General features: G+C 41.8%; 22 protein-coding genes. 14 read left to right on the top strand and 8 right to left on the bottom strand.

Annotated features, from left to right (window positions below):
* The first annotated feature begins 5 nt into the window (after positions 1 to 5).
* The 8 genes from proC (at position 6) to C2M25_RS01130 (ending at position 7534) form a co-directional block, all read left to right on the top strand.
* Complete coding sequence (proC, locus tag C2M25_RS01165) at positions 6 to 827, top strand: pyrroline-5-carboxylate reductase (RefSeq protein WP_063702084.1); 822 nt, start codon at positions 6 to 8, stop codon at positions 825 to 827.
* 23 nt (positions 828 to 850) lie between these two features.
* Entirely contained in the window at positions 851 to 1384 is a 534-nt protein-coding gene (locus tag C2M25_RS01160; protein ID WP_063702082.1) for a YggT family protein, read from the top strand.
* 58 nt (positions 1385 to 1442) lie between these two features.
* Positions 1443 to 1883, top strand: coding sequence for a DUF4426 domain-containing protein (locus C2M25_RS01155; RefSeq protein WP_063702078.1), 441 nt, complete (start codon positions 1443 to 1445; stop codon positions 1881 to 1883).
* Between the two features lie 7 nt (positions 1884 to 1890).
* The gene (locus C2M25_RS01150; protein WP_063702076.1) at positions 1891 to 2490 is read left to right on the top strand and encodes an XTP/dITP diphosphatase; all 600 of its coding nucleotides are present in this window, start codon (positions 1891 to 1893) and stop codon (positions 2488 to 2490) included.
* On the top strand, positions 2487 to 3620 hold the full coding sequence (gene hemW / locus C2M25_RS01145) for a radical SAM family heme chaperone HemW (RefSeq protein WP_063702074.1): 1134 nt from the start codon (positions 2487 to 2489) through the stop codon (positions 3618 to 3620). The genes C2M25_RS01150 and hemW overlap by 4 nt, the downstream gene beginning before the upstream one ends.
* Before the next feature lie 34 nt (positions 3621 to 3654).
* Positions 3655 to 5490 (top strand): DUF885 domain-containing protein, encoded by a 1836-nt coding sequence (locus C2M25_RS01140; RefSeq protein WP_063702072.1) that lies wholly within the window; start codon positions 3655 to 3657, stop codon positions 5488 to 5490.
* Between the two features lie 99 nt (positions 5491 to 5589).
* On the top strand, positions 5590 to 6273 hold the full coding sequence (locus tag C2M25_RS01135) for a hypothetical protein (RefSeq protein WP_063702070.1): 684 nt from the start codon (positions 5590 to 5592) through the stop codon (positions 6271 to 6273).
* 4 nt (positions 6274 to 6277) lie between these two features.
* The gene (locus C2M25_RS01130) at positions 6278 to 7534 is read left to right on the top strand and encodes a lipopolysaccharide biosynthesis protein (RefSeq protein WP_105174526.1); all 1257 of its coding nucleotides are present in this window, start codon (positions 6278 to 6280) and stop codon (positions 7532 to 7534) included.
* Here the strand turns inward: C2M25_RS01130 and C2M25_RS01125 are convergent.
* Positions 7523 to 8239: an SIMPL domain-containing protein gene (locus tag C2M25_RS01125; RefSeq protein ID WP_105180172.1), complete on the bottom strand. Its 717-nt coding sequence runs from the start codon at positions 8237 to 8239 to the stop codon at positions 7523 to 7525. The genes C2M25_RS01130 and C2M25_RS01125 overlap by 12 nt on opposite strands.
* A gap of 169 nt (positions 8240 to 8408) precedes the next feature.
* On the opposite strand from C2M25_RS01125, the gene C2M25_RS01120 reads away from it, so the two are divergent.
* Entirely contained in the window at positions 8409 to 11078 is a 2670-nt protein-coding gene (locus C2M25_RS01120) for a bifunctional acetate--CoA ligase family protein/GNAT family N-acetyltransferase (RefSeq protein WP_105180240.1), read from the top strand.
* A 15-nt stretch (positions 11079 to 11093) separates the two neighbouring features.
* Positions 11094 to 12041 (top strand): ion transporter, encoded by a 948-nt coding sequence (locus C2M25_RS01115; protein ID WP_063702064.1) that lies wholly within the window; start codon positions 11094 to 11096, stop codon positions 12039 to 12041.
* A gap of 22 nt (positions 12042 to 12063) precedes the next feature.
* Here C2M25_RS01115 and C2M25_RS01110 read toward each other — a convergent pair whose 3' ends face one another.
* The 3 genes from C2M25_RS01110 to C2M25_RS01100 are packed head-to-tail and all read right to left on the bottom strand — an operon-like array spanning position 12064 to position 17213.
* Positions 12064 to 16569 (bottom strand): EAL domain-containing protein, encoded by a 4506-nt coding sequence (locus C2M25_RS01110; protein WP_105180171.1) that lies wholly within the window; start codon positions 16567 to 16569, stop codon positions 12064 to 12066.
* A 15-nt stretch (positions 16570 to 16584) separates the two neighbouring features.
* A complete protein-coding gene (locus tag C2M25_RS01105) occupies positions 16585 to 17010 on the bottom strand; it encodes a GNAT family N-acetyltransferase (RefSeq protein ID WP_063702060.1) in 426 nt (141 codons plus the stop codon).
* 2 nt (positions 17011 to 17012) lie between these two features.
* Positions 17013 to 17213, bottom strand: a complete 201-nt coding sequence (locus tag C2M25_RS01100; RefSeq protein WP_054562754.1) for a DUF3283 family protein — start codon at positions 17211 to 17213, stop codon at positions 17013 to 17015.
* A gap of 149 nt (positions 17214 to 17362) precedes the next feature.
* Between C2M25_RS01100 and C2M25_RS01095 the strand changes: the two genes are divergently transcribed.
* Together C2M25_RS01095 and C2M25_RS01090 are read left to right on the top strand one after the other, a co-directional pair.
* The gene (locus tag C2M25_RS01095; protein WP_105180170.1) at positions 17363 to 17602 is read left to right on the top strand and encodes a hypothetical protein; all 240 of its coding nucleotides are present in this window, start codon (positions 17363 to 17365) and stop codon (positions 17600 to 17602) included.
* The gene (locus C2M25_RS01090; protein ID WP_105180169.1) at positions 17584 to 18066 is read left to right on the top strand and encodes a hypothetical protein; all 483 of its coding nucleotides are present in this window, start codon (positions 17584 to 17586) and stop codon (positions 18064 to 18066) included. Before C2M25_RS01095 ends, C2M25_RS01090 begins: the two co-directional genes overlap by 19 nt.
* Here C2M25_RS01090 and C2M25_RS01085 read toward each other — a convergent pair.
* From C2M25_RS01085 to zntR, 4 genes are all read right to left on the bottom strand, one after another.
* Complete coding sequence (locus tag C2M25_RS01085; RefSeq protein ID WP_063702055.1) at positions 18063 to 18308, bottom strand: DUF1289 domain-containing protein; 246 nt, start codon at positions 18306 to 18308, stop codon at positions 18063 to 18065. The genes C2M25_RS01090 and C2M25_RS01085 overlap by 4 nt on opposite strands.
* Before the next feature lie 99 nt (positions 18309 to 18407).
* On the bottom strand, positions 18408 to 19538 hold the full coding sequence (locus tag C2M25_RS01080; protein ID WP_063702052.1) for a 1-acyl-sn-glycerol-3-phosphate acyltransferase: 1131 nt from the start codon (positions 19536 to 19538) through the stop codon (positions 18408 to 18410).
* Positions 19539 to 19692: 154 nt separating this feature from the next.
* The gene (locus tag C2M25_RS01075) at positions 19693 to 20973 is read right to left on the bottom strand and encodes an SO_0444 family Cu/Zn efflux transporter (RefSeq protein WP_063702050.1); all 1281 of its coding nucleotides are present in this window, start codon (positions 20971 to 20973) and stop codon (positions 19693 to 19695) included.
* On the bottom strand, positions 20957 to 21370 hold the full coding sequence (zntR, locus tag C2M25_RS01070) for a Zn(2+)-responsive transcriptional regulator (protein ID WP_082874003.1): 414 nt from the start codon (positions 21368 to 21370) through the stop codon (positions 20957 to 20959). Before zntR ends, C2M25_RS01075 begins: the two co-directional genes overlap by 17 nt.
* Before the next feature lie 94 nt (positions 21371 to 21464).
* Here zntR and C2M25_RS01065 point away from each other — a divergent pair, with 94 nt between their 5' ends.
* Positions 21465 to 22409, top strand: a complete 945-nt coding sequence (locus C2M25_RS01065) for a D-2-hydroxyacid dehydrogenase (RefSeq protein ID WP_063702048.1) — start codon at positions 21465 to 21467, stop codon at positions 22407 to 22409.
* A gap of 163 nt (positions 22410 to 22572) precedes the next feature.
* Entirely contained in the window at positions 22573 to 22953 is a 381-nt protein-coding gene (locus tag C2M25_RS01060; protein WP_063702046.1) for a DUF3192 domain-containing protein, read from the top strand.
* The last annotated feature ends 9 nt before the right edge of the window (positions 22954 to 22962 follow it).

Here is a 22962-nt window from a genome sequence, read left to right as displayed (position 1 = left end):
GACATATGTCAGACAAAAAAATCGCATTTATAGGCACGGGTAACATGAGCTACGCCATCATTGGCGGCATGGTAAAGAACGGTTTTGCAGCTAAAAACATCATTGCAACCAATCGCAACCAAGACAAATTAGCTAAGGTTGCTGCTGATTTCGGGGTGCAAACTACCGCGGATAACAACGCGGCACTTCGCGATGCAGATGTGATTGTCTTATCTGTTAAACCACAAATGATGGGCGAGCTTTGTCAATCATTCCAAGATTCTGGCGTTGATTTTAGCAACAAACTATTTATTTCAGTGGCTGCCGGTCTTACCGTTAAACGATTACGTGAAATGCTAGGCCAAGATGTAAAAATGGTACGTTGCATGCCAAATACCCCTTCACTACTCGGTCGCGGTGTTTCTGGCCTTTATGGCGCGGGTGAAACCGCTGAAGAACACGAGTTTGTGCAACAAGTTTTTGAGTGTACAGGCATTGTTGTGTGGGTTGAGCAAGAGTCACAAATCAACGATATCATTGCTGTAACAGGCTCATCACCTGCTTACTTCTTCTTATTTATGGAAGCTATTGAAGAAAAAGCCAAAGCACTTGGTTTTAGCGATGAAGATGCACGCCGTTTAGTACAACAAACCGCACTGGGTGCAGCCGAAATGGCGCTGTCGCAACAAGACATCAGTATTTCTCAGCTACGTGCAAACGTAACCTCTAAAGGGGGTACAACTCACGAAGCGGTAGAACATCTGAAATCACAAGGTTTAGTCGGTACTGTTGCAGATGCAATGGATGCCTGTATTGCTCGCGCTGAAGCGATGGAAAAAGAACTTTAAGCTTACTTTTTGAAGGTAAAACTATGCAAGCCATGCACTTTTTAGTTGGGATTATTTTTGATCTCTTTTTAATGGTGGTCCTTTTACGCTTTTGGTTACAAGCGGCAAAAGCTGACTTTTACAATCCTATGAGCCAGTTTGTGGTGAAAGCCACTTCGTTCGCAGTGAACCCTCTACGTAAAATCATCCCTGGAGTGGGTGGCTTTGATATTGCTTCATTAGTGCTTGCTTATTTAGTTGCTGTAGCAAAACTCAGTGTTATTTTTCTGATGTTTTATAATGCTTGGGCGCCGGGTCCAGTATTCATTCAAGCATTTATGACAGTGATCAAAGAAGGTTTAAACTTATTATTTTGGGTATTAATTATTCGTGCTTTACTTAGTTGGGTAAGCCAAGGCTACAACCCAATTGAAGCTGTATTCCACCAGCTAACTGAGCCAATGTTACGCCCAATTCGTAAGGTTATTCCGCCACTCGGTGGTCTGGACTTATCAATCTTAGTGTTGATTATTGGTCTACAGTTTTTACAAATTCTATTAATGGATTTTATTGGCTAAGCGTTTAACGTGAAGCAGTAAGGGGCCGAAAGGCCTCTTTTGTTAAGTGAGATATACCATGAAGCAATTTATTTATTTTTCTTTGATTTTATTAAGTTTATTTACAAGCTATGCCAAAGCAGATGAACAAGCAGGCGCTCAGTACAAGGTACTTGGTCCTTGGGAAGTTCACTACATTGCATTTCCATCGACCTTCATTCAGCCAAATATCGCCAAAAACTACGACTTAGACCGTAGCCCTAATAAAGGGATTATCAATATTTCGGTATTAAAAAATAGCGACAAATCAGCACAAACAGCTAGCTTAACAGGCACAGCTCGTAACCTGCTTGGCAATAAAAAACAGCTTACATTTAAAGAAGTTGTTGAAGGTGATGCAATTTATTACCTTGCACAAATCGATTACAGCAACGAAGAAATTTACCGTTTTGATATCGAAATTAATCAAAATGGCCAAGTACAGACGCTGAAATTTCAGCAAAAATTTTACGTAGATTAATAGACCTATGAACAACACCTTGGTTTTAGCCACGGGTAATCCTGGCAAAGTAAAAGAGCTGGCAAGTATGCTCAGCCCACTTAATATTAACGTGGTTCCACAAAGTGATTTTCAAGTACCTGACGTACCAGAGACAGGCACCACATTTGTTGAAAACGCCATTATTAAAGCGCGTCATGCGGCAAAGATCACAGGTTTACCTGCGATTGCCGATGACTCAGGTCTGGAAGTCGACGGCCTAAATGGTGCGCCGGGTGTGTACTCTGCACGCTTTGCCGGAGCGGATGCGAGTGATCAAGATAATATCGACAAGCTATTAAAAGAGCTTGCTGATAACCCAGTTCGCAGTGCGCGTTTTTGGTGTGTGTTAGTACTAATGCGCCACGCCGACGACCCGACACCACTTATTTGTAGTGCCAGTTGGGAAGGCGAAATCACCCATAGCCAAGATGGTCAGGGTGGTTTTGGTTATGATCCGGTGTTTTATGTGCCGTCTGAGCAATGTACTAGCGCTCAGTTAACTAAAGAGCAAAAAAATGCCCTTAGCCATCGCGGCCAAGCTTTAAAACAACTACTTGCGCAATTGCAGCAAAAAGGCGGCCTGTGAGTTTACCGCCTTTGAGTTTATATGTGCACGTGCCTTGGTGCGTGCAAAAGTGCCCATACTGTGACTTTAATAGCCATGGCCAAAAAGGCACGATCCCCGAAAAAGAATACGTTCAGCATCTTATTGATGATCTCAAGGCCGATTTACACTTAGTACAAGGGCGTAAAATCCACAGCATCTTTATTGGTGGCGGTACCCCGAGCTTATTAACCGGGGACGCTTATACTCGCCTACTTGGCGAAGTCGACAGATTAATTGGCTTAAGCGATGACTGTGAAATTACCCTAGAGGCAAACCCAGGCACCGTCGAAACTGGTCGCTTTAAAGAATATGTTGCCGCTGGCATTAATCGTATTTCGATTGGTGTGCAAAGCATGCAAAACGACAAGCTAAAAGCCCTTGGCCGCATTCATGGTGCTGATGAAGCAAGCTACGCTGCTAAGCAAGCGCATCAAGCGGGACTAAACAGTTTTAACCTTGATTTAATGCATGGCTTACCCGGACAATCTCTTGAAGATGCCTTGGGTGACCTTGAAAAAATCATTGCCCTTAATCCTCCCCATATCTCTTGGTATCAGCTAACGATTGAGCCAAATACGCAATTTGCTTCAAAGCCACCGACCTTACCTCATGATGACATCCTTTGGGATATTCAAGAACAAGGTCAAGCTTTACTAGCCGCAGCAGGTTATGAGCAATACGAGATTTCAGGCTACGCCAAGCCCGGCTACCAATGCCGTCATAACTTGAATTATTGGCGATTTGGCGATTATCTCGGTATCGGCTGTGGTGCTCATGGTAAAATTACTGATGAAAATAAAGTCATCACCCGCACCGTGAAAGTTAAGCACCCGCGGGGTTATATGGACCTTGCCAAACCTTATTTATACGAACAATGGCAAGTAACCGAAGACGATTTAGCCTTTGAATTCTTTATGAATCGCTTTCGCTTAGTCGAACCTTGTCCGAAAGCAGATTTACCTTTGCTTACAAGTTTGTCACTGCAAAGTCAGGAACAAGCCTTGACCGAAGCAATTACAAAAGGCTTACTAATTGATGACAAAGATAACTGGCAGGTAAGCCAAAAAGGCCATCGTTTTTTGAATGACCTGCTAGAATTATTCGTTTAATAATTATATTTCTAACAACAACAAAGGAATTAAAATGCGTAAATTGACCTTCATCGCTGCGGCGGTAAGCGTTGCATTACTTGGTGGCTGCCAACAAATGCAAGAGCAACCAACGCCTGCGCCAAGCGTACAAAGCCAACCTGTTCAAAGTGAAATCGATAAAGCAAATGCTTTCTTCGAAGATACTTTTAACCGTGACGTAATGAAAAGCCCTGTCTACCAAACATACATGGGTATCAAAAAAGATTACGATAAATGGGATGATGGTAGCGAAGAGCGCGTTTTAGCTGACTTTGAACAAACTAAAGCTGACTTAGTTGCATTGAATGCAATTAATCGTGATTTATTAGATGACGCAACAAAAGTAAGCTACGACCTTAAAAAACAAGACTTAGAAAACGAAATTGCTGATTTCAAATGGCGTCATTACAACTACCCTGTGAACCAAATGTTTGGGGTTCACTCGATGATCCCTGCGTTTTTAATCAACCAACATCAGATTGCTGATGTATCTGATGCAAAAGCGTATATCTCGCGTTTAAATGGTGTACCAGCGGTCATTGATCAATTAATCACTGATTTAGAAGTACGTGCAGATGAAGGTATCATCGCGCCTAAGTTTGTATTCCCACACGTGATTGATTCAAGCAAAAATATCTTACGCGGCGCACCGTTTAATGATGGTGAAGATTCAACATTACTTGCTGACTTTAAACGTAAAGTTAACGCTCTAGAGATTGCAGATAACGAAAAATCAGCACTTATCAGCGATGCTGAAAAAGCCCTAAAAGCGGCTCTTAAACCTTCTTACACTAAGCTAATTAACTTTTTAGCTCAGTTAGAAAAACGCGCAGATGACCGTGACGGTGCTTGGAAATTCCCTGACGGTGAAGCGTTCTATAACAATGCGCTAGCACGTACCACAACAACTGATTTAACAGCGAAAGAAATTCACTCTATCGGGTTAGCTGAAGTTGCGCGTATTCACGACGAAATGCGTGCAATCAAAGACAAAGTTGGCTTTAAAGGTGACCTTAAAGCATTCATGCAATTCATGAAAACTGATAAGCAGTTCTACTACCCGAATACCGCTGAAGGTAAACAACGTTACCTTGATGAAGCAACGGCCCTTATCGATAACATGAAATCTCGCCTAGATGAGTTATTCATTGTTAAGCCTAAAGCTGACCTTAAAGTTAAAGCTGTAGAAGCATTCCGCGAAAAAGCAGCAGGTAAAGCGTTCTACCAACAACCTGCGCCAGATGGTTCTCGACCAGGTATTTATTACGCAAACCTATACGATATGGAAGCAATGCCAACATACCAAATGGAAGCACTTGCATACCACGAAGGTATTCCAGGTCACCACATGCAAATTGCTATCGCGCAAGAACTTGAAGGTGTGCCTAAGTTCCGTAAGTTTGGTGGCTACACAGCGTATGTTGAAGGCTGGGGTTTATACTCTGAGCTAGTACCAAAAGAAATGGGCTTATACGAAGACCCTTATTCAGACTTTGGTCGTCTTTCAATGGAATTATGGCGTGCATGTCGCTTAGTTGTAGATACCGGTATCCACGCTATGAAGTGGACGCGTCAACAAGGTATCGACTACTACGTAAATAACACACCTAACGCAACCTCTGATGGCGTTAAAATGGTTGAGCGTCACATTGTAATGCCTTCACAAGCAACGGCATACAAAGTAGGTATGTTGAAAATTTTAGAGCTTCGTGAAGCGGCTAAAGAAAAACTAGGTGATAAATTCGATATTCGTGAATTCCACGACGTCGTACTTAAAAATGGTGCTGTACCATTAAACGTACTTGAGAAGTTTGTTGACCAATGGGTTGCTAAGAAACAAGCAGCTTAAACAATAAAGACTTGAAAAAGGCCGCTCAGCGGCCTTTTTTATTTATTTAAACAAGTAGTTGAGCTATAAATGTATAAATAATAAAAAACGAGTATTTTCATGCAAAGCGCTATAGAGCAATTGAACAGCCGACTTCAGCATCACCAATTAAAAGAACTCATTGCCGATTACCAAAGTGTTTCGGGGGTTTTGCAAGCGGCACAATTACAACACATCTATCAATTAGCGTGCAGTAGTGAAGTTAAATACTTGTTTTTACAAAATGTTGCAGCGCATTTACTCGAAGCCAGCCCGCTGCCAAGTGAAGCGGTTGCCTTGATTGATGATATCGATAAACTAAGCTTTTTTACTCCGGGGCTTAAGTTTCAAAATGCCTTTTGTATTACCGACAACCAAGGTAACACCCTACTACATCATTTATTTACGCAGTGCCAAGCAGATAAACTTCCCTTTAATTACTTGCGTTCGTTAATGTTATTTGAAAGCAACGAAAGCTTAGGCGTTGCGTTAAAAACATTAAATAAGCAGCATCTCTCTCCAATTGGTTGTTTTATAGCACTAAACAGCACGACTCAAATGCTAGCCAAACATGAATTCTCTGCGTTATTAGCCATGATGGAAGTCGACCAAAGTCACAGCCCTAGTGCAGTCAGCGCCTTGGTAAATACCCTTAAGCAATTCTATGGTACCAATCAACCAACGAGTGCCGACAGCAAAGTGCTGCTTTGCGCGGCCTATTTGCAAGTGCCAACGGCACAGTTATTAAACGCGCTTAATCAATAACCCGATGAATAAGGATGTTGTTAAAGCGTTTTTATCGCTCAGTAGTTTTACCGCTCTTAATCATGGTAGCCGTATTGTGCTCACCTTGTGTCTTGCAAGGTTATTAAGTAGTGATGAATTTGGTACTTTTGCGGCGTTACTCGCACTTTGTGAAATTCTTTTGTTACCTGCGAGTATGGGCTTTGCATCGTCTTTAATGCGTATTAGCTATCCGCTCTACAAGGCTCAGCAACATGAGTTATTACGGGGCTTAAAACACGTATATTTAGCTGCATCGTGTTTATTCGGGGTGATTTTTGTCGCTGCGGTGGTGATTAGCTTTCAGGCTATTTCACCGCATCAAAGTGCCAAAGAGCATGTAGTTTATTTACTGTTACTGGTGCCGATTGGCGCTATTATGCAAAGCCAATCGGCTTTTTTAGTGGCGTTAAATAAACCTAAAATAGGCCTAATAACACAGCAATGTATCTTTGAATTATTAACCGCAGGGTTTTGTTTCTTAGTTTATTTGATACGTGGGGACTTATCGTTAGTCGAGATTTGTATCTTGTTGTTTTGTAGTATCTTGTGTGTAGTCAGCTATCAATATTGGCTAATCAAAAAAATGATCGTCGCAGGGACTGCCCGCTACCAAACTAAGCAATGGTGTAAAGACTCCTTGATCATGCTCGCCAGTGGCGCAGGCACCGTATTAGTAGCAAAACTCGATGTATTATTGGTGCATCACTGGTTTGGTGCACAAGGCGTGAGTATCTTCTTTCCTGCGGTAGTGATCGCCGGCTTACTGACGATTTTAGGCAATGCGGCCAACCAATATTTAAAACCCATTTTAATGGCTAACGAAAATACCGAACAGCAACTGAGCGAGTTAATGAAAGTAGTGTGGCGCTTTAACTTTGCCGCTATATTGCTACTCGCCTTGCTCGCAAAACCACTACTCAGCCTCTATGGCGAAAGCCAATTACAAGAAGGGTTTTGGATTTTAATGCTGCTGTTACTCGGGCAATTGTTACTACCAGCGAGAATTTTAGCGAGTAGCATGATCAAATTAAAAGGCAACCCACTCATCAACTTGTACGTATTACTAGGCGCAACCAGTGTCACCGTATTGATGGCTATAATTTTAAAAGATCAGTTTGGCTTAATGGGCGTGGCTGTTGCGTTTAGTGGTGGCTTTATGCTTGGTGCGCTATGCCGCATGGTGATTGTGTGTACACGCATGCGGCTGCCTTTATCTGTGGTATTGGGTTTAGTCAGATAAATAATATTCGACACTGGTAACAACACGTACTTTTTTCAGCTGAGGTGTATTTGAGTCTCTATCAGAAATTGAAAACTGGCCTTGGTGGGCGGTTTTAATTTTACCCAGCTTAGACTGTGAATCTTTAGCAAATTTCAATGCTACTTCACGGGCTTTTTCGGTTGCCTCTTGAATCATATTTGGCTTGATTTCATTTAAGCCATTAAACAAATACTTAATACGCGTTTCGTAGTTATCTTGCACTATCGCGATACCTTGCTTGGCTAATTGGCTTACTTCGCCTAACGCATGCTGTACTTTTTCAATATCATTTGAATAAACAATCACATTGCTGCGAGCAATATAACGGAACTGCTGATTCTCGCCGCCATATTCACGGGCTTGTTTATCAATAATTGACTGACTACCAAGACTAATTTCTTCGTCGCTAAAGCCATGCAGCTTTAAAAAGGCAACGACTGCATCACTTTTCTCTTCAACCCGCCCCACTAATTTTTCAAGGTTGTTATCGGCATCAGAAAACTGCAGTGGCCAAATAACGGTGTCGGCTGGCACTTCCATTTCGGCTAACCCTTTAACATGAACAGTGCGCTCCATGCCTTTCACATCAAGGGCTGCACTTTTCAAAATAAAACCTAATCCAAGCAAACCAACCGCCAATGCACACGCTGCAATAACGATATTAAATGGTTGCGCTTTATTCATGCTTTTCTCCTTGATGTAGGTCACTGTTTTTGACTCGAAAAGTAGTTATAAACAGGTTATCTTATGAGTATAACTTTTAATACTTTAGAAGCGTGTCGGTTCTAGTTTGGGTGTATTAAACTTAACAGACCCTGAAGTTTTAACAAACAGCGCAAGCGAAGGAAACAGCATGAGCGTTAAACGTATTAGCCAATTTTTTAACCCTAAATCAGTCGCGGTCATTGGCGCCTCAAATTCCCCTAACCGAGCGGGCTTTGTGGTTATGCGCAACCTTTTACAAGGGGGCTTTAAAGGCCCAATCATGCCTGTTAGCTTAAATCACAGCGCTGTACACGGCGTATTAGCCTACCCGAGCATTGCTGCACTACCTAAAGTGCCTGATCTTGCGGTTATTTGTACTAATAAAAACACCTTAATCAACATCATTAATGAGCTTGGAGAGCTTGGCTGTAAACATGCAGTGGTGATTGCTGCGGGTTTAAACGCCGACCAAAAGCACGCACTGAAAGAAGCAGCTGCTGAGGCTAATGTCTCTTTACTTGGGCCTAATTGCTTGGGCTTGCTGATTCCTCACATTGGCTTAAATGCTAGTTTTTCGCACACAGTTGCAAGCCCAGGAAAGCTCGCTTTTGTGTCGCAATCGGCCGCGGTTTGCTCAACGATTCTTGATTGGGCGAAGAACAAAGAGATTGGCTTTTCATATTTTGTGTCTGTAGGTGATTGCCTTGATATCGACTTTGATGAGTTACTCGACTTTTTAGGCCGCGATGCAAAAACCAAGGCTATTTTGTTGTATATCGATAATATAGAAGATATTCGCAGCTTTATTTCTGCAGCGCGAGCCGCTGCGTTTAGTAAACCCGTCATTGCTATTAAAACCGGTAAAACCAGTGCCGGAGCCCTTGCTGCAGAAATACACACTGGTGGCAAACAAAGCTCAGATGCGGTCTATGATGCGCTATTCCAACGAGCGGGTATGTTAAGAGTAAACGACTTACGAGAGCTTTTTGCTGCTACACAAACGCTAGCAATGCACCCCAAACTACTTAAAGTCGAGCAACTGACTATTTTAACCAATGGCGGCGGCCCAGGTGTCATGGCTGTGGATACGCTCTTGCAAAGCTCAGGAAAGTTGGCAGAGCTTAGCGACGAGACCAGAGCTGCGCTTAATAAAGTGATTCCGCAATCAGAAATGACCTCGAATCCGGTGGATATTTTTGGTGACTCAGCGCCAAGACGCTATCAACAAGCGTTAGAAATCTTGCTGCAAGCCAAAGAAGTTAAAAACCTGCTGATCATTCACACCCCTTCTGCGCTTGCACCGAGTGAAGATTATGCAGAGATCATTGTTGAAACCTTAGAGAAAATCCCGAAGATGGCACGCCCTTATGTTATGACGAACTTTATGGGAGAAGATGCCGCGTATGCTGCGCGTAAGGTCTGCGCTAATAATGCCATTCCGACCTACCGTACACCTGAAGGTGCGGTTGGTGCGTTTATGCACTTGGTAAGTTATCGTCGTAACCAAAAACATTTAACGCAAACGCCAGAATCGAACACCGATGATGCAAAGATAAATAAAGACGCAGCACGCACTGTAGTGAATGAGTTTTTAGCCGAAGAGCAAAGCTATCTATCAACCCATGAAGCAAGCCAAATTCTCACTCATTATGGTATTGATTGTATTCAAACTGAGGTTGCTTACACACCAACAGAAGCCAAAGAGCAAGCCATTGAACTGGGTTTTCCGGTAGCGTTGAAACTTATTAGCCCAAGTATTCCTTCAAAATCAGAAGTCGGTGGTGTGGTCCTTAATTTAAATGATGCGCAAGAAGTTGAACAAACAGCCTTTGCTATGCTGCTACGAATCAAAAACACCTACCCTGATGCCCATATAGAAGGTTTTTCACTGCAAAAGATGGCGCCACGAGCGGGTGCTAATGAGCTACGTATCGCTATAAAAACAGAACCTAACTTTGGCCCGGTGATCTTACTGGGTGAAGCAGGCACCGGACTTGAATTCGCTCAAGCAGCAGTGGCATTACCACCACTGAATATGAACTTGGCAAAATACCTGATTGCTGCGGCGCACGATAAAGGCGTACTTAAAGACCGCGTACTACCAGAAAAAGTCGATAAATACCGTTTATGTGCCCTACTCACCCGTATCTCGCAGCTGGTTATCGACCAACCTGATATCACTAGTGTTGAGCTAAACCCTATTTTAGCCAGCAACGGGCAGTTTTTGGTACTTGATGCAACCATTGGCCTTAGCCGTTATAAAGCAAAAGCGAACCGTAAACGCTTGTGTATTCGCCCCTACCCGATTGAATTGGTGAAAGAAGTAACCCTTAAAAACAATACCAAAGCACAGCTAAGACCTATCAAACCGGAAGATGAGCAAGCACACTTAGAGTTTGATCAATCATTGAGTAAAGAAGACAGATATAAGCGCTTCTTCGGTGAATTACCGCAATTCAACCATGATCAGCTCGCAAAAATGACGCAAATTGATTATGACCGAGAAATGGCGTTTATTGTCAGCCAAGAGCAAAATGGTTCAGCCTGTACATTAGGGGTATCTCGTGTATTGATGGATCCAGACAAGCTCGATGCGGAATTTGCAATTGTGGTGCGCTCTGATTGCCAAGGTTTAGGGCTTGGCACAATATTAATGAACGCGGCAATTGAGCATTGTAAAAACCAAGGCGTTAAACAAATTGCAGGTATCACCTTGCCAGAAAACACCGGCATGATTGAACTGGCACGAAAACTCGGGTTTAAGATCACCCGCGACTTTGAAGAGGGCAGCATTAACATGGTGCTAAAACTTAACTAAAACTGGATCACTATTTTGCATCGTTTAAGAAATTACACTGCACGAGTTTTTGAAGGTAACGGTAAATATCGACGTATAGGACGCGCACTCGACGTATTTTTGATGTCGCTGATCATGGTCAATGTGGTGGCAATTGTGCTGGAGTCGGTTGGCCCTTTAGCAAAACAATATCATCACGAATTTTTAATGATTGAGCTGATTTCTGTCGGTATCTTCACCTTAGAATATGTGCTCAGACTTTGGTCTTGTGTAGATAAAAGCGTGCATAAAGAAAGCCCATTAACAAACTCAAAAATTCGCATTAGATATTTCTTTTCGCCGTTGGCGCTGATTGATCTGATCGCGATTTTACCCACCATTCTGATGGTCTTTGTGAGTGTTGATTTACGCTTCTTACGAGTGCTTAGGTTAATGCGTATCTTTAAACTGACCCGCTATTCAAGGGCGATGCAGCTATTATTAAATTCATTTAAAGAAGAAAGCAGCTCACTGCTTGCGGCATTTTTTATTATGGCTGTGGTCTTGATCATTGCCTCATGCGGTATTTATTTAATTGAACACGATGTGCAGCCCGATAAATTTGGCTCTATTCCTGCTGCGATGTGGTGGGCCATGGTGACATTAACAACCGTTGGTTATGGCGATGTCGTACCTGTGACTCCCCTTGGTCGCTTATTTGGTGGTGCCATCACACTAGTGAGTATGGGCATGGTGGCTATTCCAACCGGTTTGTTGGCCTCAAGCTTTTCTGAGCAGTTACGTAAACGCAGACAAGTGTTTACCGATGCTGTCCACGAAGCCGTTGAAGATGGGCATTTATCGCCAGTTGAAGAAGAACACTTAGAAAACTTACGTTACAAACTGGGTTTAAGTCAGCAAGAGGCGAATAAAGCGATTCATAACGAACTTAAAAACCGCAATCGTAACTTATATTGCCGCCACTGCGGAAAACGCCAAGATTAACGAAAAGGGTAAAGCCTTGGCTTTACCCTAAAAATTCCTCATCCCATTGAGTATCTAAAAGCGCTTTTACTTCATCACCTGCCACAGGTTTGCTAAACAGATAACCTTGGAAATATTCACAGCCTAAAGTGCGTAAAAATTGCAATTGCGTGTGGTTTTCAACCCCTTCGGCTACACACTCTTTCCCTAAGCTTTTTGCCAAGGTAAGCGTTGAGTTGATAATCGCTTCATCACCTTTATCGACCCCGATGTCGTTGACAAAACTCTTGTCTATTTTCAGCACATCAACCGGAAAACGTTTCAAATAGGTCAGTGACGCATAGCCTGTACCAAAGTCATCCATATAAATACGACAGCCTAGGGCTTTGAGTTTTTCCATACTTTGCTGCGCTTTATCTGAATCATGCATCATTACTGATTCGGTGATCTCAAACACTAACGCGCTTGCAGGCACTTTAATTGCGCTTATTGATTGATGTATTTTCTCAACTAGATTCTCGCTTTCAAAATCGAGGGCAGAGAGATTTATAGAAACATATAGATCAGGATGCGTGATACGCCACTGGCGTAGCTCAATTAATGCTCTTGAAAGGGTTTGCAACATAATTTTGGTAATTAGCCCTGAGCTCTCTGCAGCATTTGCAAAGTCTTCTGGTTTATATTCATCATTACTAGGCCAACGTAGTAACACTTCAAGTCCTGCGACTTTACCTGTTTGTGCACTCACGATTGGCTGATAAAAATTACAAAACTCGTGCTCTTGATAGGCTTTGCTTAGCTGAGATTCAAGATGCAAAGTACGCTGCACTTGCAAGTTCATTTCTTGCTTATAGAATTGATAACAACTCTCGACATGACTTTTCGCGTGATACAGTGCCACATTAGAGGCTTTCAGCAATGCTTTGGTATCCTTTGCATCATCTGGGTAAACAGCAACACCAACGCTAAGGTTCACTTTTACAGCTTGCTGGCTCAGTTCAATATGGGTATCGACACAATCCATTACTTTTGCACATAACAGCAGTAGCTCATCAAGCTGCTTAAAATCTTCAGCAAGGATCACAAACTCGTCACCATCGAAACGAGCCACGCTATCTTGTGGGCGCAATACGAGCTTTAAACGCTTAGCAACACGCTTAATTAATTCATCTGATTCCTCACGTCCGAGCGAATCATTAAAGTGCTTAAAGCGCTTAATATTAACGTTTAATAAGGCGACTTTTGTTTGATGGTAATCAGCTTGTTCAATGGCATGAATAACCCGATCATTGAATAAGGTTTTATTTGGCAGCCCCGTCAAAGCGTCGTAATTGGCCAGTAAATGCAGCTCGCTTTCAGCCAGCTTTTGCGCGCTAATATCGGTAACAATAATGACGTAACTATCAAGCTGGCGATTACTGCCCGCCACCGCGCTAATTTTTATTAATACTTGGCGTTTCTCACCGCTGGCAACTTCAACCACATCTTCGGCAGAGAAATGCTCGCCCGATTTCAACGTTTGCATAATACGCAGATAATGAATACGGGTAGAGATAGGCATACCAAGTGTGAGCGAGCGGCTAGAGCGAGGCTCTGCAGGGAAACCAAAGGCATCTTGGAATGACTTATTGGTAGCACGAATACGCAGGTTTTTATCTAAGATAAACACCCAGTCACGGGTTTGTTCAAATGCCGCACCAAACAAGCGGGCATTTTCTTCAAATACCAGTTCGCGAGTCATATTCGTGTAAGTGCCAGCAACTTTTTCAGGGGCGCTGTCTTGCCACTCAACCACTTTGCCAAAGTCTTTATACCAACGCCAATTGCCATCAGCATGACGTAATCTGTAAGTGCAATTGAAATAGCCTTTTTGCGTTGATAAAAATTCTAACCACTCTAAACGGAAAGTTTGTTTATCATGTGGGTGAATCTTGGCTAAATAATCATCTAAATTAACGCTGTCAGTTTCATAGCCTAACTCATTTTTAAGACGCGGCTGATAAATAATCGGGCTTTGCGATGACCAATCCCAAACCCCAGAATGACTGCCTTCAAGAGCAAGCTTCAATCGCGCTTCACTCTCTTTACTTTCTTTATGGGCAGCTAGCAGTATTTGTTGCATACGGTTACGTCTAAACACCCAAGCAGCAACAAACAGTGCAACCAAAATCACATATAAAACTATAAAGTGTGGCGCACGCCAAGGGGGGTATTTCACTTCGATATTTAAAATAGCGGGCGGCGTTAAATCGCCGGTTAGTGGATCTTTTGCCCATACCTTAAGGTGGTATTTTCCTGCACTGAGTTTTGGGAACAGCACCCGGTTGTTATTGCGGGTATAGGTTTTTTGACCATCACCCAGTTGGTATTCATAAATGATACGTTCTTGATAGTTAAATGCCATCGCCGAAAAGGCAACTTCGAGGCCTATATCATCATGCTCAAGGACAACACTGTCGATTGGCTGTTTTAGCTCAGCGGGTAAATCACGAGACATTAAATCAAGGTTGGTTATATTTACGTGATCAATCAAAGCTTGCTGATAGTGGTTATCCATAGGGTAAAAATAGGTAAATCCTTTTAGCGTACCATAGACAATTTGCCCCGACTCAAGCTTAGTAAATGCCCCACTATTAAACTCGGTTGAGAATAACCCTTCTGAGCCAGTAAATTGCTGAAAATGTAAATTATCTGGGTTCAGTCGCCAAAGTCCTTTGTGGCTACTCATCCAGATCATGCCTGCTTCATCAAGCACCATGTCGTATAACAAAGTACCTAACTTATTCTTCTCAAGGTCGATGGTATAAATATGTTCGTAGGTGCTGGCGTCTAAGCCGATTAATCCAAAGTTTGAAAGCGATAACCACAACACATTGTTGTTATCTATGATGTAAGACATCACATTCACAGCAACATTTTCATGCTGTTCAGGCACTTTGTAAATCGTCGAAAGCTCGTAAGTTTTGGGATCAACTTGATAAAGAATACCCGCATTATAAAATAATGGCGCATCAGGCTTTGAAGATAACGCTGGTAAAAACCCGTAGGCTAAAAACGGCTCAAATTCATCAAATTTACCGCCTAATCTGGTTACTTTTTGGCTATCAATATTATAAACAAACATGCCGTAATCAGGATGAACATAGTAAAGATCGCCCGATGGCATCAACAATATGCCGTGCACCCAATCGTTAATTAAAACCTGATTATCGGGGTTTGCCGCTTTGACAGGCGTGGCCTGCCCGGTTTTCGGATCAAAGCTTAAAATGCCGCGATTAGTATGCAGCCATAACTTATCTTTGTAGGGCATAACTTGATAAACACTAAACTCAGTGGTTATTAAGTCAACCTGATAATCTTTCAAAAACACTTCACTTTCGTAGGTTTCTAAATCAACCGCTGTTAAGCCATTATGGGTGGCAAGCCAAAGACGATTTTGAAACTCAGTAATACTCCAAATTGAGTGATGAGATAGCCCATCGCCTTTTAATGAATTGGCGGTCACATTAATAAAATTGTAATTGTCGTATGACTGATAAAACGCCCCATCATTTTTAGTTGCCAGCCACATTCCACCAGAGCGGTCTTTCACAATATCAATAATGCTGGTGTCAGCTAGTGTGTAACCACTTTCTTTTAAGCGCATATTCTTAGCTAACTCACCTGTTTCAAGGTTATATTCAAATAACCCTTTGTCAGTGCCAAGCGTAATCGAGTTAGCCTCTGGAATAATCTTCCAAATATTTAATTCACTGATGAGTGTTTTATTTTTAAAGGCGATGTCTGGGGTATCAAACATTGCTTTTAAATTACTAATATCAACCTGATAAAGGCCTCTAACAGCACCCACTAGCAATGTTTGTTCATTGATAATAGCGAATGATTTGACATAATTTTGATAAATATGAGTTGGCTCATTTTGCAGATGATCAAGCTTACGGACTTTTCCTGATGCCAGCTCATAGACATAAGCACCATTACTGGTACCCATAAAAATATAACCTTGGTACGCGAAAAGCTCACGAATAACACTGCTTTTTACACGTTCAGGTATTTCAAAAATAGAGGTGATTTTTTTCGTTTCTAAGTCTAGTTTGGCAAAATCCCAGCCACGCCCTAGCCATAGTGTTTTGTCATCAACAGCCACCATACTAAACACCGACTCAATAAAAATTTGCTCTTCAGTGGTTGGTTTAGCAATAAATTGCTGATAAGTATCGGAAGTGGGATCGTAACGGAACAAACCCGCTTGTAGCGAAGCTATCCAAATATAGCCTTGTGGATCTTGGTAAATACGGTCAATGATGGCATCTTCAAGCTCACCATTAGGGCCTTTAATATGGACCACCTGATAACCATCGTAGCGATTGAGGCCACCTTCAGTCGATAACCACAAGTAGCCACTGTTATCGATAAGCATGGTGTTTACATAACTCTGCGATAAGCCTTCACTGGTTGATAAACGTTTTACCTGCGAGATAGCGGGATGGCTAAACAAGCCACAGGTCAAAATAAAAAATAACGTTATACTGGAGAAGAACTTAGTCATTGACGTTCCAAATTGCTAACTTGGCACTGTGTCACGCGTAAAGTGCATCGCAACTACGTTTCGATGCGCATATACCTCAAACAACGATTGCAAAGAATTGGGTAATGTTAATGCATAGTTAAACCCATTTTGTAGATAAAAATCAATCAGATTTTGGTACACGAAGGTAAAAACCGTCCCTTTTTGTGATGCAGTTAGGGTAGCAAGTAATTGTGAAGCAATTTTTTGACCCCGCCACATTTCATCCACATAAAGGGTTGATAAAAATAACAGCCCAGCTTGGTTTTGAACTCGGCAAGCGGCAATTATTTCTGTCTCTTTGTAGGCAACCCATACTTGGTCAGCTTTGGTCGCTCGACCGCGTGTCTTGTGTTTATCATAAAATTTATTTACTAACGGCGTTTTAATTGGCTCAAGTAAACAAAATCTAAACGCAGTCATGGTTAGCTCATTAGCGAAAGGTAATGCTCAAACTGCTGCTTTAAGAACGCTTGCTCAGATATTGGACGACTATTTATTGCAGTATAAACACCTTCACGGGTGTTTTTACCACGCTTTATTTGGTAAGCCCAAAAAGACGCTTCGTAATCCAGTTGAATTTGATATTTTTGCTCTCGTGGCAATTTACATAGATTGAAACTCATACTTTCTCAGCAATAAAATTTTAATTTAGCAAGTATAACAAAATTAACAGGCTTTAATCCCTTTTATTAGTTTAAAAGCCCGCGTATAAACTTGATTTTGGAAACACATATCAGTAAATTAACGAGCAATTTATGTACGCAAGGAACGCATGTTGTCAAAATATCTGAGTCACAGATTCGCCTTATTTTTGCTGTTTTTTTGCTTCTCAAGTAGTGCCAGCACCAATTTACTGATCTTTAATCGCCCTGCCGATACACCACAAGCTCGCTATGTTATTGATTTAATGAAAATGGCATACAAAGAAATTGGCTATGAAATCCATAAATCGATTTTAATCATCAAAATGCACTGGTTGCCGCAAACCAAGGAGTGCTTGATGGACAGCTAGGCCGTATTGCTGATGTTAAAGATGATTATCCTAATTTATTGAAGGTGGACTACCCACTTTTTGATTTTAATTTAGTGCTACTGAAAAATTGCCGACAATGTCAATATGAAGAACTTAAATCGTTAGCAATTCAGTCAAGCTACCCGGCGGCTCAGAGTTATATCGATAACCACCCATTTGAAGGCGATGTGATCAAGGTTAGAAATGTCACTGCGCAGCTTAACTTACTGACGCAAAAACGTGTTGAAGGGACCATCTTGTTAGACTTTTTATTGTCGACTAAGCACCCTGGCTTTGACCAAACAGCCTTCCATAAACAAGTTTTAATGCCGATGAAGAGCTTTCATTTTGTTCATAAGCGTCATGCGGCAATAATACCGCAACTGACCAAAGTACTTAAAAAGCTTGATGAAAACGGCACGGTGCAATTTTTAAAATCGAAATACAACCTCAGTAAATTTTAAAAATCAAAGCCACCTTGCTCAGGGTTTGTGTGTTGTTGCTCTGCCTGCTGTTTTTTCTGAAGGTAACGTTTATAACGCTGTTGGCATAAGCTAATGACTTTACGTTTTTCTGCATTGGTAAACTTATTCCAATAAAAACGCTCGTCACGACTACGGTAGCAACCTTTACAATAGCCCCGGTTATTAACTTGGCATATCCCTTTGCAAGGGCTTGGAATTTCAAATATTTCAATTTGTTGCATCACAAATGCCGGTTAATAAGTAATAGTAAAAGTATAGCCTGAAAATTAACCATAAAAAAAGCCACTTTAAAAAGTGGCTTCTTAAACTATCTGTTTCGCTTACTCAGATTCGCTTGTGGCAAGTTCTGCTTTACGATGAAAAGGCTTAGCATACATAGCTAATACCAAAGGTTTTAACTCCTCTGGCACTTTCGCGATGCGCTCGTTAAAAGCTGCTGCATCTTTTTCATCAATCACAGCTTGCGTACAACCACCCGCTATATAGTTACCTGGGTGTAAGAAAAACGAATCAACAATTTGCTGATCAATGGTTTTTGCCAGCTCTTCAGGCGATTCACAGCCAGACTCAATTGGCTCACCAAACGCTAAATGTACATGCCCTTTTGCTGTACTAAAACCTTCAACAATACTAGCAATGTCTTCACCCTGCTGTTTCACATACTGACCATGTTGCTGTTTGTGATAAAGCTCTTTCGCTTTAGCAATCGCGCAAGGCTCGTATTGATAAGAAATAGACACTGGTACAATTTTTAACTCGCGAACGTACTCAGCAAATTCTTTCTTCTGCTTGCGACCTTGTAACTGCAACATTTTAAGTAAGGCTGGATCTGTTTGGTCAAAACCGTCTTTTGCTCGGCCTTCTTTTTGCGCTATCCAAATTGAGTGGCCTTCAGCAAGTGAGTCATAGATATAAGCAGACAGCTGCGACAACGCTTTTAACATCTCTTTCGGAGCTTTCGCTGAGCGCTTTACAATAAAGCTTTTGTTTAAACGCATTAACTCAGTGATATAAGGAATTTGCAGTAAGTTATCACCAATTGCGATGCGAACTGTCGGCATGTTGTGCTTGAACAAGCCCCAATTCACCAACGCAGGATCAAGCACGATATCGCGGTGATTAGAGATAAATAAGTAAGCTTGTTTTGGGTCTAGTTTATCGATGCCCGAAAACGTTACTTCTGAAGTCGTACGGGTGATTAGTTTATTTAAATAATCAGCCACTTCATGCTGAACTTGCTCAACCGATGCGGTGTTGCCCCACTTTTTACGCAGCTGACTGCGCACTAATGGGCGAGTAATAAATGGGAAGTTCGATAAAAAGCGCGGTAGGTTATACTTAGCGATTACATCTACAAAGGCATTATCAGCAATCAAACGCGCTACTGAATCAGCTACTTCATCATCATTGTAAGGTCTTATGTCGGCGTATTTATCCACACTTTCACTCATTAAAAACTACTTAAGTTAAAAAACGGCACGCAGAGCGTGCCGTTAAAAATAATTGGCGGATTATAACTCAGGCAATTTTAAATGCGAACCGAGACGCGGTAGTTAACCAAGTTAAATGCCAGTAAATTTAAAAAAATTATTTTACAACAAACAATTACGCAATGCTCTTACCAGTTTGAGACGACTTTTTTAATACCATTTTTAGCAGTAATCTAAGGATTAAAATTGCCAATACAATACCTGCTATCAGGCTTAACCAATGTGGTAGAACTTCATGCTCTTCACCCATCATCGGCGCCACCACAAAACCATATTGCGCCACTAAATAATCGGTTAAAAAGCCAAATGCCAGCGCCGTACCAATCACCCCAATTAGGTAGGCAAATACCGCACGCTTGCCAAGCTCTTTTCCAACCACACCAAGCGTTGCAATGTTGGTTGCCGGCCCTGCCAACATAAACACCAGCACCGCCCCTGGAGACACACCACTGAGTAATAAGCCTGCCGCAATAGGTGTCGATGCAGTCGCACAGATATACATAGGAATACTGATTAAAATAACCACCAGCATCGCAAAAATACCATTACCCCACTGGCTTAAAAAAGATTCTGGAACATAAGTTTGTACCAGAGCAGCAAAGAATAAACCGATCATTAACCAAATCATGGTGTCTTCAAGCAGCTTGTTACAACTAAAGCTCACCGCACGTTTCAGTTTGCTAAAACGACTTTCAACGGCTTTAGTTGACTGCTCACTGCTACAACAGCTTTTCTGCGAAGGTGCTGCTTTTTCAGTTGCGCAACTGTGTTGTGGCTCCTGAATTGGTTGCGATCCCTTGCTACTACAACAACTTGTTGTTTTAACAGGCTCAAGCTCTTGAGGTGTTTGCTTACTACAACAACTTTGTGCGGGCTTAGCAGTTGCCTCTTTACTGCAACAGCTCGTTGTGGTCTTATGCTCAGGTTGTTTACTACTACAACAAGAGTCTTTTTTAGTAGTTTCTTGATCTGATTGTGTACTTTGCGGTTGATGAAGTTCACTGTCTTTGCCCACTAAGACACCGGCCACAATGGCACTGCACACGGCGGCAATAGGACGTATCACCGCCATAAATGGGCCAAGCAACACATAAGATACCGAAACCGAATCGACCCCAGTTTCAGGGGTTGAAACTAAAAATGCCGTGGTGGCACTTTTTGACGCCCCCGCCCTTCTTAAACCAATAGCCGCAGGGATCACACCACATGAACACAAGGGCATTGGAGCACCAATAAAGGCTGCTTTAACTGTGGTCCATAACCCTTCTTTGCCTAAATGCCGATTAAGAAAGTTAGCAGGCAAATACACATTGAGAAGACCCGCTATGAATAAGCCCAGCATTAACCAAGGCGCTGAGAGTAAAAATAGATGCCAAAAATTATTGAGTAAGTCCATCGATATCCTCCAGCGTCGTTAGTATTGAACAGTTTTCAGCAGGCTCTTCGCCGCCACAACATTTATCTGCTAATAATGAAAGTGAGTCATAAAAGCGAGTAAGCTCTGCAATTCGTTGTGCAACGAGATCGCGTTTTTGTAACGTCATTTCTTTAACTTCATGACAAGAATGCTGATCTTTATGAAACTTGATTTGCAATAGCTCTTTGATCTCAGCCAGACTAAAGCCAACATTCTTTGCTCTGAGAATAAACGCCATTTGTTTATAGTCATTCTCAGAATAAAAACGATATCCCACGTCTGAGCGCGAACTTGGCGTTAACAAACCATGCTTTTCGTAGTACCTTAGCGTATCTGTTGAGACACCCAACTGGCGTGCAAACTCACCTATTTTCATCACCGTCTCCATTGTGAAGCGTTTAATTATTATGCTCACTATAAACCTTGGAGTACACCCCAAGGTCAAGCAATAAATTAAAAAAGGAAAGCACATGAATATTACTGTCCTTGATGCAGCAACATTAGCCAACACGTCGTTAGATGCCCTAGCGCAATTAGGTAAATTAACCTGTTACGACTTAACCGCCCAAGAACAGGTTGTTGAGCGCTGCCAAGATGCCGATGTCGTTGTTAGTAATAAAGTGGTGATTGATCAACACGCCATGAGCAAATTACCTAATTTAAAATTAATATGTGTTGCAGCGACAGGGACTAACAACATTGATTTAGGTGCAGCAAAAGAGCATGGCATCGCAGTGACCAATGTCGCAGGTTATTCAACACCGAGTGTAGTGCAGCATACCTTTACCCTCATCACTAATTTACTGGGTAATACTCACAGATTCATTAATGATTGCCAGCAAGGCTTATGGCAACAAAGCCCCATGTTTTGCCGTTTAGATTACAGCTTTAATGAAATTGCCGGCAAAACACTGGCTATTGTTGGTTATGGCTCGCTGGGTAAAGCCGTTGCCGATGTAGCGCGTGCCTTTGGTGCCAATGTCATCATCAGTGAACGAAAAGGCCAAACGCCTCGTGAAGGTCGTGTTAGTTTCAATGATGCCCTGACCACTGCTGATATTATTAGTGTTCACTGCCCGCTTACTGATGAAACACGCAACCAAATCGCTGCGGCAGAATTAAGCATGATGAAACCGTCAGCTATCATCATTAATACTGCTCGTGGTGGGATCATCAATGAGGCCGATTTAGCTGATGCATTAGCTAATAATGTCATTGCCGGAGCCGGTGTTGATGTACTCAGTAAAGAACCCGCAGAGCAAGAAAACCCGCTGGCACAATACAAAGGTGCAAACTTATTACTTACCCCACACATTGCATGGGCCAGCCAAGAATCTATCGTGCGCTTAGTTAACGAAATTGCGTTAAATATCCAAGCATTTAATCAAGGCGAAATGCGTAACAGGTTGGTCTAAATCGCAATTTATTAGTCAATAGAGCTAAGTAGTTAGTAATTTATAACTTAGCCTTTTGACTAAAAACAACATAAACAATTGATTTAGTTATGATTTAAAAGTTTGGCAAGCAGTTTGCTATTAAGTGAATAACTAAAAAACAATTTCTTCGGGATAAAAGAACATGAAAAAAGCACTTCTAATTGCCGCGCTAACTGCACCATTTTTAACTGGTTGTGTCATTGCTGTTTCTGACGGTGAAGCCGATACACATTGGGCGGGAAGCTCATCTAGCTGGCAGCAACAACATAAAAATAATCGTGAAGTGATTTCTAACCTTGCATTAGATACCAGCTACCAAACGGTATTAAACAAACTAAATACACCTAACTTTACCGAGTTATTAAAGCAAGGTGATGATGTGTATCAAGTATTATTCTATGCAACGCATAGCATTCACTCTGATGGCAAGATGACTAAAGACGAGTGTACGCCACTTGTATTTAAAAATGATAAGTTAATTGGCGTGGGTGATACGATTTATAAATCACTTAGCAATGGCTAATAAGAAATT

It is taken from the genome of Pseudoalteromonas sp. T1lg21 (assembly GCF_002964625.1).
Taxonomy (GTDB): domain Bacteria; phylum Pseudomonadota; class Gammaproteobacteria; order Enterobacterales; family Alteromonadaceae; genus Pseudoalteromonas; species Pseudoalteromonas gelatinilytica.
This window is presented reverse-complemented; position numbering and strand designations above follow the sequence as displayed.